General features: G+C 29.4%; 17 protein-coding genes. 6 read left to right on the top strand and 11 right to left on the bottom strand.

Annotated features, from left to right (window positions below; all coding sequences use genetic code 11):
- The first annotated feature begins 52 nt into the window (after window positions 1-52).
- Window positions 53-814 (top strand): CPBP family intramembrane glutamic endopeptidase, encoded by a 762-nt coding sequence (locus tag EYW44_RS03775; RefSeq protein WP_243643600.1) that lies wholly within the window; start codon window positions 53-55, stop codon window positions 812-814.
- Window positions 815-856: 42 nt separating this feature from the next.
- On the opposite strand, the gene EYW44_RS03770 is transcribed toward EYW44_RS03775, so the two are convergent.
- Together EYW44_RS03770 and lepA are read right to left on the bottom strand one after the other, a co-directional pair.
- A complete protein-coding gene (locus EYW44_RS03770; protein ID WP_132722337.1) occupies window positions 857-1666 on the bottom strand; it encodes a metallophosphoesterase in 810 nt (269 codons plus the stop codon).
- A 67-nt stretch (window positions 1667-1733) separates the two neighbouring features.
- The gene (gene lepA, locus EYW44_RS03765; protein ID WP_132722336.1) at window positions 1734-3530 is read right to left on the bottom strand and encodes a translation elongation factor 4; all 1797 of its coding nucleotides are present in this window, start codon (window positions 3528-3530) and stop codon (window positions 1734-1736) included.
- A 435-nt stretch (window positions 3531-3965) separates the two neighbouring features.
- Between lepA and EYW44_RS03760 the strand changes: the two genes are divergently transcribed.
- The 4 genes from EYW44_RS03760 to EYW44_RS03745 are packed head-to-tail and all read left to right on the top strand — an operon-like array spanning window position 3966 to window position 6129.
- On the top strand, window positions 3966-4352 hold the full coding sequence (locus EYW44_RS03760; protein ID WP_132722335.1) for a hypothetical protein: 387 nt from the start codon (window positions 3966-3968) through the stop codon (window positions 4350-4352).
- Between the two features lie 16 nt (window positions 4353-4368).
- Window positions 4369-4911, top strand: a complete 543-nt coding sequence (locus EYW44_RS03755; RefSeq protein ID WP_132722334.1) for a YceI family protein — start codon at window positions 4369-4371, stop codon at window positions 4909-4911.
- On the top strand, window positions 4889-5281 hold the full coding sequence (locus tag EYW44_RS03750) for a hypothetical protein (RefSeq protein WP_132722333.1): 393 nt from the start codon (window positions 4889-4891) through the stop codon (window positions 5279-5281). The genes EYW44_RS03755 and EYW44_RS03750 overlap by 23 nt, the downstream gene beginning before the upstream one ends.
- Window positions 5260-6129, top strand: coding sequence for a DUF5777 family beta-barrel protein (locus EYW44_RS03745; RefSeq protein ID WP_132722332.1), 870 nt, complete (start codon window positions 5260-5262; stop codon window positions 6127-6129). The genes EYW44_RS03750 and EYW44_RS03745 overlap by 22 nt, the downstream gene beginning before the upstream one ends.
- Before the next feature lie 70 nt (window positions 6130-6199).
- Here the strand turns inward: EYW44_RS03745 and EYW44_RS03740 are convergent, their stop codons facing one another.
- The 6 genes from EYW44_RS03740 to EYW44_RS03715 all read right to left on the bottom strand — a co-directional run bounded on the left by EYW44_RS03740 (window position 6200) and on the right by EYW44_RS03715 (window position 10483).
- Window positions 6200-7177 carry a Gfo/Idh/MocA family protein gene (locus tag EYW44_RS03740; RefSeq protein ID WP_132722331.1) on the bottom strand — a complete coding sequence of 326 codons (978 nt, stop codon included), beginning with the start codon at window positions 7175-7177 and terminating at the stop codon, window positions 6200-6202.
- A gap of 17 nt (window positions 7178-7194) precedes the next feature.
- Window positions 7195-7521 carry a hypothetical protein gene (locus EYW44_RS03735; protein ID WP_132722330.1) on the bottom strand — a complete coding sequence of 109 codons (327 nt, stop codon included), beginning with the start codon at window positions 7519-7521 and terminating at the stop codon, window positions 7195-7197.
- Window positions 7522-7888: 367 nt separating this feature from the next.
- A complete protein-coding gene (locus EYW44_RS03730) occupies window positions 7889-8080 on the bottom strand; it encodes a hypothetical protein (RefSeq protein ID WP_132722329.1) in 192 nt (63 codons plus the stop codon).
- The gene (locus EYW44_RS03725; protein WP_132722328.1) at window positions 8080-9474 is read right to left on the bottom strand and encodes a radical SAM protein; all 1395 of its coding nucleotides are present in this window, start codon (window positions 9472-9474) and stop codon (window positions 8080-8082) included. The genes EYW44_RS03730 and EYW44_RS03725 overlap by 1 nt, the downstream gene beginning before the upstream one ends.
- The gene (locus EYW44_RS03720) at window positions 9464-10207 is read right to left on the bottom strand and encodes a prolipoprotein diacylglyceryl transferase (RefSeq protein ID WP_132722327.1); all 744 of its coding nucleotides are present in this window, start codon (window positions 10205-10207) and stop codon (window positions 9464-9466) included. The genes EYW44_RS03725 and EYW44_RS03720 overlap by 11 nt, the downstream gene beginning before the upstream one ends.
- A complete protein-coding gene (locus EYW44_RS03715) occupies window positions 10208-10483 on the bottom strand; it encodes an EF-hand domain-containing protein (protein ID WP_132722326.1) in 276 nt (91 codons plus the stop codon). It abuts the gene before it with no gap.
- 176 nt (window positions 10484-10659) lie between these two features.
- On the opposite strand from EYW44_RS03715, the gene dusB reads away from it, so the two are divergent.
- Window positions 10660-11658 (top strand): tRNA dihydrouridine synthase DusB, encoded by a 999-nt coding sequence (gene dusB / locus EYW44_RS03710; protein WP_132722325.1) that lies wholly within the window; start codon window positions 10660-10662, stop codon window positions 11656-11658.
- A 988-nt stretch (window positions 11659-12646) separates the two neighbouring features.
- Here dusB and EYW44_RS03705 read toward each other — a convergent pair.
- The 3 genes from EYW44_RS03705 to EYW44_RS03695 all read right to left on the bottom strand — a co-directional run bounded on the left by EYW44_RS03705 (window position 12647) and on the right by EYW44_RS03695 (window position 14950).
- A complete protein-coding gene (locus tag EYW44_RS03705; RefSeq protein WP_132722324.1) occupies window positions 12647-13852 on the bottom strand; it encodes an ABC transporter permease in 1206 nt (401 codons plus the stop codon).
- Between the two features lie 39 nt (window positions 13853-13891).
- Window positions 13892-14287, bottom strand: a complete 396-nt coding sequence (gene rbfA / locus EYW44_RS03700) for a 30S ribosome-binding factor RbfA (protein WP_132722323.1) — start codon at window positions 14285-14287, stop codon at window positions 13892-13894.
- A gap of 90 nt (window positions 14288-14377) precedes the next feature.
- The gene (locus tag EYW44_RS03695) at window positions 14378-14950 is read right to left on the bottom strand and encodes a nucleotidyltransferase family protein (RefSeq protein WP_132722322.1); all 573 of its coding nucleotides are present in this window, start codon (window positions 14948-14950) and stop codon (window positions 14378-14380) included.
- Window positions 14951-14953: the final 3 nt, after the last annotated feature.

Below are 14953 nucleotides of genomic sequence, written 5' to 3'. Positions count from 1 at the left end.
CATCTTATCTTCTTAATCGTCATCTTAATACAAACTTTTTATTTTAAATACTATGAAGAATACTATTACATTAAAAAAAATTAGCGTGTTCGTATTATTTCTTACAGCTATTACTTTTTTAAAACAATTATCTATTTCTTACTTAATAGAACATTATGCAATTGATTACACCAATACTTTATTAGTTAAAATTATTTTCAATATTGTTTTGACAGCTGTATCTTTCTATTTTATAAAAACAAGCAACTTACTAAAACCTGCAGGGCTAACCAACATAAAACCAAATAAAACTAAATTTGTAATTATTGGAAGTGCTTATCTTATATTACTAAATCTTTTATTTGCTGATGATGTTATAAATGTAACTTTTCTAAACATTTTACTATTATTAGTTTATTGTTTAAGCGTTGGTTTTGCAGAAGAAATGAGCATTAGAGGATTTTTACAATCAGCTTTATCAAACTTTTTCAATAATCCTAAAAAAGCCATTGTCATCGCTTCTTTAATTTTTGGAGTACTACATTTAATTCGTTTTGATAAAGGAATCTATGGTGAACTTTCTCAAATACTTTTTGCTACTTTTATTGGAATTATGTTTGGTGCTATTTTGGTAATTACAAAACGTATTTATCCATTAATTATAGCACATGCTCTTATTGATTTTGCTGGCGGAATTGATGCGTTAGGAAAAAGTTTGAGCCTTAAAAATATAGAACCAACTTCTCTAACAAGCGCCTTAGTTATCGTTGTTTTGGTTTCTCCTTGTTTATTTTACGGACTATTTTTAATGAAAAAACATATTAAAAACGAATAAGATTCTTTTGTAAGGAGTAAGAATTGAAGGCTTTTATAAGCTTTAAACATCTATTTCAACAACTTCAGCTCTTGCTCCAAATCTTATTGGCAAAATACTAGTTCCTATCCCTTTAGAAACATACATTTTAGGTTCAGACTCTCTATACCAACCTTTTACATATCTTCCACTACCTCTTGGTCTAACAGGAGCAATTCCTAAAAAAGTAACTTGTCCACCATGAGTATGACCAGACAACACTAAATCTATTTCTAAACTACCTTGTTGCTTTTTAATAATATCTCTATGCTGAGGGCAATGCGACAAAACAATGGTTGTTTCTCCTTTTTTGAGATTTTTCACCGCTTTCTCAAAATCTGCTGTTCCACTGATGTAATCTCCCACTCCTATTATTGCTACTTCTCTATTTTTTAAATTGATAGTATCATTTTCATTAATTAACAACTTGCAATTATTTTTCGAATACATACTGCTTAATTTATCAATAGCAACACGACCTTTATACTCCCAATTTCCCATAACAGCGTATTTGGGAATAGCTACATCTATTAATTGAAGAAAAGAATTTAATAACGGAATTTTATCTGTTTTTTCAACAGAATCACCAGTTATTAAAATGACATCTGGCTTTATTTTATTGATTTTTTTAGCTATTGACTTATGAAACGATCGCAACTCATCAAAATGCAAATCAGACAACTGTATAATTTTCAGTTTATCCTTCTTCTTTGAAATATCAAAAAAATTCCAATCAATAACATATTTTTCAAACCACAATACATCGATTAGAAACATTCCTATAGTTGCCAATAATCCTCTTTTTATTAATTTACGTCTTGTTATTTTCTGCAATACAATCGTTTTAAAAATGACACAAAAAAAGCAATGATTATGAACCATTGCTTTTTAAATATTTACTTTAATCGTTTAGTTTTAATACTGCCATAAACGCTTGCTGTGGAATTTCAACATTTCCTACCTGACGCATACGTTTTTTACCTTTTTTTTGCTTTTCTAAAAGCTTACGCTTACGAGAAATATCACCTCCATAACATTTAGCTGTTACATCTTTACGAAGTGCTTTTACTGTTTCACGAGCAATAATTTTTGCTCCAATAGCTGCCTGAATTGGAATATCAAACTGTTGACGTGGAATTAATTCTTTTAATTTCTCACAAATACGCTTTCCAATAGTGTAAGCATTATCAGCATGTAATAAAGCAGAAAGTGCATCTACTGTATTTCCATTTAAAAGCATATCTACACGTACTAACTTTGATTTTTTCATTCCGATTGGATGATAATCAAAAGAAGCATATCCTTTAGAAACTGTTTTTAAGCGATCATAAAAATCGAATACAATTTCTGCAAGAGGCATTTCAAAAATTAACTCTACACGTTCTGGTGTTAAATATGTTTGATTAATTATCTGCCCTCTTTTTTCTATACATAGTGACATTACCTGACCAACAAAATCCGATTTTGTAATTATTGAAGCCTTAATAAATGGTTCTTCAACCCTATCTAAACCTGAAGGATCTGGTAAATCAGATGGATTATTTACAATAATGATATCCTCCACATTCTTTTTAGTAAATGCATGATAAGACACGTTAGGAACCGTAGTAATTACAGTCATGTTAAACTCACGCTCTAAACGTTCTTGAATTATCTCCATGTGTAACATTCCTAAGAAACCACATCGAAAACCAAAACCTAATGCTGCTGAACTTTCTGGTTGAAACACTAAAGAAGCATCATTTAACTGTAACTTTTCCATTGAGTTACGTAGTTCTTCGTAATCTTCTGTATCAACCGGATAAATACCCGCAAATACCATTGGTTTTACATCCTCAAAACCTTCAATAATATCTGTTGTAGGATTTGCAAAATCTGTAATTGTATCTCCTACTTTTACTTCTTTAGCTGCTTTTATACCTGTTATTAAATAACCTACATCTCCTGTTTTTATTTCTTTTTTAACTACCTGCTCTAACTTAAGTGTACCTACCTCATCTGCTCCATACTGTTTACCAGTAGCTACAAACTTAATTTGTTGATTCTTTTTAATTGAACCATCAATAACTCTAAAATATGTTTCAATTCCTCTATATGAATTGTAAACACTATCAAAAATTAAGGCTTTTAATGGCGCATCGGGATTTCCTGATGGTGCAGGAATTCTTTCTATAATTGCATCTAAAATCTTATCAACTCCAAAACCTGTTTTACCACTTGCAGGAATTACATCTTCTGGATCACACCCTAGTAAATCAACAATATCATCTGTTACTTCTTCTGGGTTTGCTGATGGTAAATCTACCTTATTTAAAACAGGAATAATTTCTAAATCATTTTCTAATGCTAAATATAAATTAGAAATTGTTTGTGCTTGAATACTCTGAGCTGCATCTACAATTAATAACGCACCTTCACAAGCTGCAATAGATCGAGATACTTCATAAGAAAAATCTACGTGCCCTGGAGTATCAATTAAGTTTAAGATAAAAGGTTCGCCGTTATGAACATAATCCATTTGAATAGCATGAGACTTAATGGTAATACCACGTTCACGCTCTAAATCCATATTATCTAATAATTGATCTTGCTTTTCACGTTCAGTAACCGCTCCTGTATAATCTAATAATCGATCTGCCAAGGTACTTTTACCGTGATCAATGTGTGCAATGATGCAAAAATTTCTAATGTTCTTCATACGTCGAATTCCTTATCTTGTAACAATTTGCAAAGATAGTTTTTTTGTTAGATAATTTTGTGGTTTTAATCGTGAGTTATTCATTTAAGGTTGATAATAATTCACTGTTTGAAAAAATTCTTCTCTTTTTCAAAGTTTTTTCTTCTGTTTTCTTCCTTACTATGAAGCTTTTGCATTTCAATTCCGCTAATAAAGGCGACAAAACCACAATACAGAAAACACAATATTTACAACCACAAAATCAATATTTACCAACAAAAAACAAGTATCCCTACTTTATTTTTCAATATTTTTTAAAAAAAGTGTAATTATTCGTATTTTAGTTCGACTAGGTTATTGATATGCATTTTTAAACTAAATCGATACTTACATCGTTTAACTAAAAAACATAATACACTTTAACACAATAAAAACTAACATTTAATCCTCTAACTAATGAAAAAAAGTTTGAAATTTTTAGCTTTTGCTACTGTTCTTTTTTTAAGTAGCTGTTCTTCTTCTGAAGTACCTGCAGCCGATGATGAAAATCCAGATGATGGAACTGGCGGTACAACCGATCCAATAGCAAAAGTAACGTACGAAAAAGATGTAAAAGGAATTATCAATTCTAGCTGTGCTACTACTAGTTGTCACGACAGTACGTCTCCTGCTGCTAACTTAAATTTAACAACTTACACGTTAGTTAGAAATGAAGCAGAAAATGGTAATCTTTTAGGTCGTGTTAATAGTACAAGTAATTTTATGCCACCTAGTGGACCATTACCAAGTTCTACAAGAGCTATTTTAGACAAGTGGAAAGATGATGGTTTTTTAGAAAATTAATTTCTAAACAATACACATGAAAGTAAAGGTTTTACTCATTTTACTATTAACAGTTCAAGCTGTTATAAGTCAAAAGTATTTTACTAGAACTGGAATTACCAATTTTAAAGCTTCAACAGCTACTTTTGAACCTGTTGAAGCTTTAAATAATAGTTCTACTTCTATTGTTACCAACGATGGAAAAATAGCCGCTCAAGTTTTTATCAATGCTTTTAAATTTAAGGTTGCTTTAATGCAAGAGCATTTTAATGAAAATTATATGGAGTCTGACTCCTATCCTAAGGCTACTTTTAAAGGAAATATTGTTGATTTTGACTTTAATAATTTAAAAGATACTAATGATTTTAAACTTCAAGGTGTTTTAAATATTAGAGGAAAAGATAAATCAATAGATACCACCGCAAAAATCACAAAATTAAGTGATGACTCTTTTCGTTTAATTGCTTCTTTTGATGTTACTCCTCAGGATTTTAATATTAAAATACCTAGCATTGTAAGAAAGAAAATAGCTAAAAGCATTATTATTGACATCGATTATGAATTCAAAGAAAAGAAATAACTTTATTCTACTAGGAGTTCTTGTTTTTCTTATTGTTTCATTTTTCGTTTACAAGAGTATTTTCAAATCTCCAGATAAAGTTGAAAACATTGAAATTGTTTTCAATGGGAATACTTCTGAATTTCTATCACTTATAAGCGCTAATAGTGAAGAATGGAATGGTAAAGTTATACAATTAAACGGCACTATTTCAGCTATAGAACAACAAGGAATTTTACTTGACAATAGTACTTTTTGTCAATTTAAAGACAATACACTTTTAACCAAACTACAAAAAGATCAAACCATTTCTGTTAAAGGAATAGTAATTGGCTACGACGATCTTTTAAATGAACTAAAATTAAATCAATGCATTATACCAAACAAGTAATTTTACACATCTGTTTTTTTGCTACTATTTTATTTACATTTAATCTTCAAGCTCAAGATGATTTACTAGACGAATTAGACAAAGAAGCTAAACCAAATGCTTTTAGCCTACCTGCTTTTAAAGCTTTAAAAATTGGTAATTTACAATCTACCAAAATAGCAGAAAAAGGTGACTTATACTTAATTGTTTCACATAGATTTGGTCCTTTAAGTGATGGATTTGATACTTTTTTCGGATTAGACAATGCCAATACTAAAATTGAACTTTTATATAGTTTTTGGGAAGGTGTTCAATTTAGCATTAGTAGAGAATCTTTTAGAAAAACTTTTGCTTTAGCTAGTAAAATAGGTATTGCTAAACAATCTGATAAATTCCCTTTAAACTTAGTTGGTTATGCAACAGTTAATAGAGATACTCAATTAAGCGAAACAAGCTTTGCTAATTTTACTTTAAAAGATGCTGACAGATACAGTTATTCGTTACAACTTTTAGCCTCTAGAAGATTTTCTAAAGAATTTTCTTTTGAAATTGCACCGTCTTTTATTAGAGAAAATTTACAGATTTTAGAACAAACAGGCGCTGCTAATCATAATCAATTTGCTCTAGGTTTTGGTGGTAGATATAAAATCAGCAAGCGTGTGAGTTTAAATGCAGAATATGTTTATAATTTTAGTAGAGATGCTAATTCTGTATTTGATGATCCATATACATTTGGTGTAGATATTGAAACTGGCGGACATGTTTTTCAGTTATTATTTACCAATGCACAATCTTCAAACGAACCTGGATTTATAAGCAACGCTGGTGGCGATATTTCTTTTGGATTTAATATCGTAAGAGTGTTTTAACACTACTTCTTTTTAAATTCATTTATATTGAAAAACTTCAACTTAGAATACTATTAATTCTTTGTTTTTTCTAATCATGATTAGGATATACTACTCCAATTTTACTACGAACTTTATCTAAAATTTGCATTAATTGTAAACTAAAAGTATGTGGTAAAATTGGACTTTCTGTTAAACCTTTATCCAGACAATCCATAACATGATTCGCTTCAAATTGATAACCAAACCCTACACCATCATCAACGATTAATTCGTTTACTTCTTTATTTTTCTTTATTGTAATAGGAGCATTTAATTCTCTAGATATTTTAATCACTCCATTTTCAAAATGAAATATAGTTTCATTAAAAGAATCACAAGTAAAACCAGATTTTAAATACGCTTTTGCTCCGTTAGTATATGAAAAAACCATTTCTAAATATTCATCTGAACCGGTTTTACTCAACTTTGCTTTCGCTGCTATTTCATCGGGAACTCCCAATGCCATTAAAGCTGTAAAAACAGGATAAATTCCAATATCTAACAACGATCCTCCGCCTAAATCTAAATTATACAACCTACTTTCGGTATTAAAAGGTGCAAAAAACATAAAATCAGACTGAATTATTTTTAAATCGCCCAGCTCATTCGTTTTTATTATTTCTAAAACTTTTTGAAAGCTTGGTATAAAACGAGTCCAAAAAGCTTCCATTAAAAAGATTTTATGATCGTTTGATGCAGTTATCATTTGTATAACTTCCTTTTCGTTTATTGCAAATGCTTTTTCACACAATACTGCTTTTCCATGATTAATACTCAATAAACTATGTTCTGCATGAAAAGTATGTGGAGTAGCAATATATACCACATCTAATTCGGTATCTTTCAACATCTCTTCATAACCTCCATACGCTTTTTCAAAACCAAATGTTGTAGCAAAATCTTGTGCTTTTTGTAAACTTCTTGATGCTGTTGCATATAAATTAGCATTCGATAAAAGTTTTAAATCACTTGCAAACTTTTTAGCTATTTTACCACAACCTAAAATTCCCCAATTATATTTTTTCATGATTATTAAAATCTATTTTACAATCCCAAACAAAGACCAAAGCCTACAACATATAACACTACCATAAATATAGCAAATCGATAAAAGAATTTAGAAACTATTGCATTTTTCCCTTTTTGATAATACCCCATCAACACACCCAACAATGGTAATCCTAAAAATAATGCTATAAAAATGTAAGATTCATTGATTAAATTCAGTGGCACAGTTACAAGTACACTTATTCCAAAAATGAAAATTATTTTCGCATAAGACGTATTCTTCTTCTTTATTAAAAAACTAACAAACACTAACAGCAATGCAAACAGCAAAATGAGCTGTGTATGAAAATCTAAAAAGTACATGTATCTAAATTAATAAGCTTAAGCAAAGTCCGAATCCTACAATGTAAGCTACTATGATAAAAATAGCGAAACGATAAAAAAATCTTGATACTTTTTTATCTTTTTCTTTATAATAAACACCTGTTAAAACACATAGCAAAGGTGAGATAAACATTGATGCTATAAAACCTAAATAGCCGACAGCTACAACACCAAAATAAAAAAACAGAAAAATAAAACTATGTATTCCTAAAAAAAATAAAATAGTAGCCTTCGTTTTATCTTTTTTCCTATAAATAAAGCTAGCCAAAAGAAAAGAGGCTAAAATAATTAACAAGAAAATGAATATTCCTGAAAAGTACATTTTAATTATTCTTTATTATTGATTCTAAAAACTTCCAAAACACATACCTAATCCTATTAAAAGATACAAGGCTCCTAAAATGAATAAAACTATTGAGGCTTTTTTATTTTTTCTTCTTACAACTGCTCCTATTATTATGAATAATAAAGGCGGACCAAACATAATTAATATGATTATGGTAAATAGCCCTGATAAGTTTCCTACTTCTAAAAACATTATAAGATTTCTTTTTTAAGTTCTTCTAATCGTTCTTTTTTATCATCTCTATAAAACAAATTCATTGTTTCAAATGGTATGATTTTATAATCTTTATCTACAATATGTACACAAGATTTTTTAACAGCTCTAACATCAAAATTATAAGCATCTATAAACTGCATAATAATTACTCTAAATAAATTATCATACCCTAAATTAGGTGCGTCTATATTTGGCAAACAACACATAATTGATTTTAAGTTTTCCTCTGCTACTTCTACAGAATTCCCAGTACTAAATAAATCAATCATTTTTCCATGCAAATGCTCATCTTGCTCATAAACAATTGTGTTTTTACTATTATCTAATAAATCCGCAGGATTTACATACCTTGTTAATGGAAACACTTCGCCACCTAACTTTAAAGCATAACCCATTACCAATGCATCTGGATTGCAAGGTACCAGAATTAAATCATCAGAATTAAACATAGAAGTTTGTTCTAAAATTCGCCTTCTAACTTCTGTTAAAGTTAACCTATCTGTAGCCGGATCAAAATTTTCTAATCTTCCTGCAATTTGAGTTGGCTGTAGTGTTACACCTCTTACACATTTTTGTTGTAGTGCATACTCAATAATCTCTCCTATTTCATCATCATTCAATCCTTTTTGAAGTGTAACTACCAAAGTTGTTGATAAATTGACTTCATTTAAATTTGCAATAGCCTGCTTTCTTATTTCTGAAAGTTTTGCGCCTCGCATTTGCTGCAGTACCTCATCTCTAAAAGAATCAAACTGTAAATAAATTTCAAAATCTGGCGTATAGGTTTTTAACCTTTTTACAAATTCTTTGTCTTTTGCTATTTTAATACCGTTGGTATTCAGCATTAAATGACGAATTGGTAACATTTTAGCGTAATCTAAAATTTCAAAAAACTGTGGGTGAACTGTTGGCTCACCTCCGCTAATCTGAACTACGTCTGGTTCTTTTTCATTTTTAACAATAGTATCTAACATTTTCTTTATCTCCTCTAAAGTTCTATGCCTTCCATACGTTGGTGAAGATCCTGCATAACAAGTTGGACAAGTTAAGTTACAACGATCTGTTACTTCTAACACTGTTAAACACGAATGTTGCTCGTGATCTGGACATAGACCACAATCATATGGACATCCGTAATGTGTTTTTGTATTAAATGTATAAGGTGTTTCTGAAGGCTTATTGTAGTTTCTAATATTTTTATAATACTCTATATCATCAGCAATAAGCACTTTAGAGTTTCCATGATCTGGACAACGCTTTAACATGTACACTTTCCCTTCTTCAAATACTATTTTAGCGTCAACACGTTTTAAACATTCAGGACATAAACTGAGTGTAAAATCATAATAAGTATACTTTCTAACGGGCATATTTCACAGCTTTTTTCAAAAATTTATAATAATATAACCAACAAGTTATGCATAATATTTGAATTGAACTTAAACCAAATACAAAAAACTGGTTCGGTTTTAAAAACTCAATGGCAAATCGGAATCCGAAATAACTAATCATAAAAAGTTTAAAAATAGTGCCACTTTCAAGTGATTTCTTTTGATGTTTTTTCAGCACTACAAATAATATAATCAAGAAAAACAATTCATATAATGCCAACGGATGACGAAGCAAACCATCGCCTAAATCCATTCCTAAAAAAAAGGACGTTTCTTTTCCGTAGGTAAATTCGTTGATTCCTGTTAAAAAACAACCTATTCTTCCAATGAAAAGCCCTACAATTATAGGTAACGTAAATAAATCTCCAGAAGAATGTTTTTCTCCAATAATTTTTTTGGCAATTTCTACACCTAGTAAACCACCAAACAAACCTCCCATAATGGTTTTTACATTGAATAGGTATACTATTGAATGAGAAAAAATACTTTGTGGATGTTCTAAAACTCCCACAATTCTCGATCCAAAGAATGCACCAATGGCTGCTCCTAAAATAATTTGCAATCTATTTGACGATGAAATAACATCTTGCGAGTTTTTTTTCAAATAAGCATAATATCTATACCCTAAGAAAAAGGCTAAATATTCTAGTATTAAATGAACATTTATCTTTAGTCCAAATACAACCGGTTCAAAAGGAATTTCAAAAATCAATTAATTATCTTCTTCTATTTCATTTATGGCAGCTTTAAATTCCTCCCAATCTATTAATTCATCCTCATCTTTATCGTAACCTTCTATTAGTTTTTTAGCTACAATTCCTCTTATAAAACCACTAATTTCAGCTTTTTTTAATAACGCTTTAATTTCTTTCTTAGTTAGTTTCCCATCTTCATCTTTATCAAAAAAACGAAACGCTTCTTCAGGATTATCAAAACTATTAGTTATTAATATTTGAATTTTGTTTAAAATCTTCTCTTTAGTACTCATGCATTAAATTTTAATTTTCTACAAAATACATTTATTTATTTAATGATTAGAGGAAACATTTTAAGTTTTCCCTGTAAGTCTCATAATCTTTTTCAAATTAAAATTATTTAAGTAAGTGGTTATATGATACTTTTTTCAAAAAAATAAAAAACTTAACTTTGCACCGATTTTGAATTATGGTAAAGATAGACAACATAGAACTTCCTGATTTTCCATTGCTTTTAGCTCCAATGGAAGATGTAAGTGATCCGCCTTTTAGGGCTTTGTGTAAAGAAAATGGTGCTGATGTAGTGTATACTGAATTTATTTCTTCGGAAGGATTGATTCGTGATGCTGCTAAAAGTGTAATTAAATTAGATATTTACGAAAAGGAACGTCCTGTAGGTATTCAAATTTTTGGTGCTAATATGGATTCTATGCTTCGTTCTATTGAAATTGTTGAAAAAACAAAACCAGACATTATTGATATTAATTTTGGATGTCCTGTAAAAAAAGTAGTTTCTAAAGGAGCTGGTGCAGGTATTTTAAAAGATATTGATTTAATGGTAAAACTTACAGAAGCAATGGTAAAACATACACACTTACCTGTTACTGTAAAAACTCGTTTAGGTTGGGATCATGATTCTATTAGAATTGTTGAAGTAGCTGAGCGTTTACAAGATGTTGGTTGTAAAGCCATTTCTATACACGGACGTACACGTGCGCAAATGTATAAAGGTAATGCAGACTGGAAACCTATTGCTGAAGTTAAAAACAATCCAAGAATGCATATTCCTGTATTTGGTAATGGAGATGTGAATACTCCTGAAAGAGCGATGGAAATGCGTGATAAATATGGCTTAGATGGTTGTATGATAGGTCGTGCTTCAATTGGTTATCCGTGGTTTTTTAACGAAATAAAACACTTCTTTGAAACTGGTGAGCATCTAGAAAAACCAACTATTGCAGAACGTGCACAAGTTGCCAGACGTCATTTACAAATGTCTATTGATTGGAAAGGAGAACATTTAGGTGTTGTTGAAACCCGAAGACATTACACTAATTACTTTAAAGGAATTCCGCATTTTAAAGAACACAGAACCAAACTAGTAACTTCTGACGATCCGAACGATGTATTTGCTACTTTAGATTTCATTGAATCTAAATATGGAAATGCTAGAGTTTCTGATATTTAATAACATATTATTTTATACACAGATAAGCTTTTAAAAATAAAAAACTGATTTTTAAAAGTTTATCTGTGACTTTTTAAATTTACTTGTGTCTTATAAGTGTAAGTAAAAATGAGTAGACTGTTAGATGTATAAAATATCTAAATGAAACATAAAGTAAATCTCATAATGTAAGAGATCACTAAAAAGAAACATTTTACCATTTTAAAATAGTAATTAGAATAATCCCAATTCCAACTTAGTTTAACATCATAACTCATTTTTACTTCATTCTCCTAAAAATTGCATACAACCTTACCTATAAAAAAAAGTAAACCACTATATATCAATACATTAAAAAAAACATCATTCTCAATCTTTTAACATCTTAATTACACATAATTCAACAAAAACGACACTTAATATTTAATATCACAAAAAACACCCCTTCAAAAAATCAAAAAAAGAGTCGAACCCCTTATTTTTTGAACTTTTTTCATTTTTAACACTATTTTTTAACATATGTAAACTTTTTTACTGAAATAAATCTGTATCTTTACGGTGTAATATTATTGAGGAGGCTTTTTAAAAATTAAAAGTGTTTTTATATTATGTAAGTAAAAATGAGTAGCAGCTGTTATTATAAAGTTCTACTTATTAAATCCCTAAATGAAACATAAAGTAAATCTCTACTTTCAAAACAAGAGATCCCTAAAAAGAAACATTTAACCCTATAATGTTAGAATATTAAATATAATCCCTATGTTTAACTCATTTTAACACGTACTCATTTTTGCTTCACTAGAAAACAATTCCAATCTAATATTTTTGCATTATGTAGGTTTATAAAATTATAAGAGTCGGGGGCGATTTTTTGAGTAATCTATTTGCAAGACAATATTTCAAATACTTAAAATAAACATGTAAGTTTATTCTTCTATGTCAAAATAGAGGGGAACAACAAAACAATAATCTATTTTGACATAGGTGTTTGATTTCAGACACCTATTTTTTAGTTTTCAATAAAATCTTTTGAAATTCTGCTTGCCGCAATTTTTGCAGATATAAAACCTAATACAATTATTGTACTGGCAACTATTAGTAAATTCTCCAATCTAAACTCTACTGGATAGGCTACATTTGCTGTTATTTTAAACCATCCGAATTGCTGTTGTAATAAAACTAATACAATACCTAAGAAAAGCCCTACGAACATACCTACAAGCGTTAATAAAGAACCTTGAAAAACAAAAATTGTTTTTATATTCTTTAAAGTAGCTCCTAAACTTAACAAGGTTTTTAAATTCTTTCTTTTATCAAGAATCATCATTATAATAGCACCAATAACGTTAAACAAAGCAATAACTACAATAAGTGTGAAAATTAAATATGACACAAAACTTTCTGTATTAATTACTTTATAAACCAATGCATTTAACTCAGCTCTTGTTTGAATTTTATAATCTTTCCCTAAAGCCTTTTGCAACAAAACCACTTCTTTATCAACAACTTCATTATCATTTAGCTTTATTTCTATACCAGTAACTTTATTATTTTGATAGTTTAGTAACTTTTGAGCTACTGCTAATTCAGTAAACACATATTTATTTTGAAACTCTTCTTTTCCTCTGTACACTCCAATAACTTGAGTTTCTATTGAATTAAATGCATTATTAGGATTTAGCAAACCTTTACCTGGCTTAGGCACATACACATATAATGGATGAATAAAATCTAACTGATATAAATTTGCCAATTTAGACATTACTCCCAAACCTACAACAGCTGTATTTTTATATTCAGGGTCAATCCAACTACCTACCCACAAAGAAGAATCTATCTTAACTACATTATTATAATTAATATCAACTCCTTTAATATTTGCAGTATGATCTTTGTCTTGATACTTTAAAAAAACACGTTCTTCAACAACTTTAGAAAAAGAAAGAATATTGGTATTTGAAATCAACTCTTCATCTATAGCCGATGTATACTCAAAAGTTTTTCCTACAGAAGAAGTAATTTTTAGATCTGGATCAGAGTTATTCAATAACGAATAACTAAAAGTGCGTAATCCTGAAAAACCAGATAAAATAATAAATAAAGCTAAGGTACCTACAACAACACCAAATATGGCTATAATAGTAATAATGTTAATGGCATTAGTACTATTTTTAGATTGTAAGTATCTTTTAGCTATGTAAAACGGAAAATTCAATTGCTACAAAATTAATGGAAATGTAAGCTTTATTATTGATTATCTTTTTTGACGACGTGGTAAAATTTCTGGATTTTTTATAGGATCTACGTCTTCTCCTTTTAAAGAACGATCAATATCTTCAATATAGTCTAAACTATCATCTCCAAAAAACATTAAATCAGGCATTCTGCGTAATTGATTTTTTGTTCTTTTTGCCATTTCATGGCGTATTAATGGTGTATTTGACTTTACACCTTCAATAATTTCGTCTCTTTTCTCAGATGGGAAAACACTTAAGTACACTTTTGCAACTCCTAAATCGGCAGTTACAGATACTTTGGAAACAGATATTATGACTCCTTTCATTCCTTCCTGAGCTGCACGCTGTAAAACATCAACTAAATCTTTCTGTAATAAAGCGGCTATTTTTCGCTGTCTATTTGTTTCTTCCATACTGCAAATTTACCCATAAATATTGAATTAGTGACACATCAATATTATAAGGATTGTTTGTTATTAATAATAAATGCTATCGCTACTATTTTATTGTATCAATTTTTTATAATCTTCAGGTGTGTCAATATCTAACAGTTTGTCTGTAGCATTATAAACACTAACAGGTTTATCTTTTGAATTTAATAACATTTTTGCACCTTTATCTCCTTTTAAATTCAACAATTCAGAATAAAAAGACTTAGAAAAAATAGCAGGTACTCCATTTAATTTCCCATAATTGGATGCTACAATTCCGTTTTCATTTTTCTTGAAAAGTTCTATCATTTCTTTTAAGTAATCTGTATCTATTTTAGGTTGATCTCCTAAACATACTAGAATAGCATCGTAATTTAAAAGTTCTTGCACACCACAAACAATACTTGCACTTAGCCCTAACTTGTAATTATTATTGACAATTGTTGTTACAGGATACTGCTCTAACTTTTCTTGAATATTATTTTTATTAGCTCCTAAAACTACATATACATCATCGGGCACTATTTCTAGAGCATTTTCTATAATATTTCCCAGTAAAAATGTATGCTTATAAGGCAATAGCTGTTTTATTTTTCCCATTCGAGAAGCTGATCCTGCTGCTAGAATTAGCACTGCTATTTTCATAAG

Origin of the sequence: Tenacibaculum sp. M341 (genome assembly GCF_004337695.1) — a bacterium.
Lineage (GTDB): Bacteria > Bacteroidota > Bacteroidia > Flavobacteriales > Flavobacteriaceae > Polaribacter.
The sequence above is the reverse complement of the archived record's forward strand: the minus strand, read 5'-3'. Positions and strand labels throughout refer to the sequence as shown.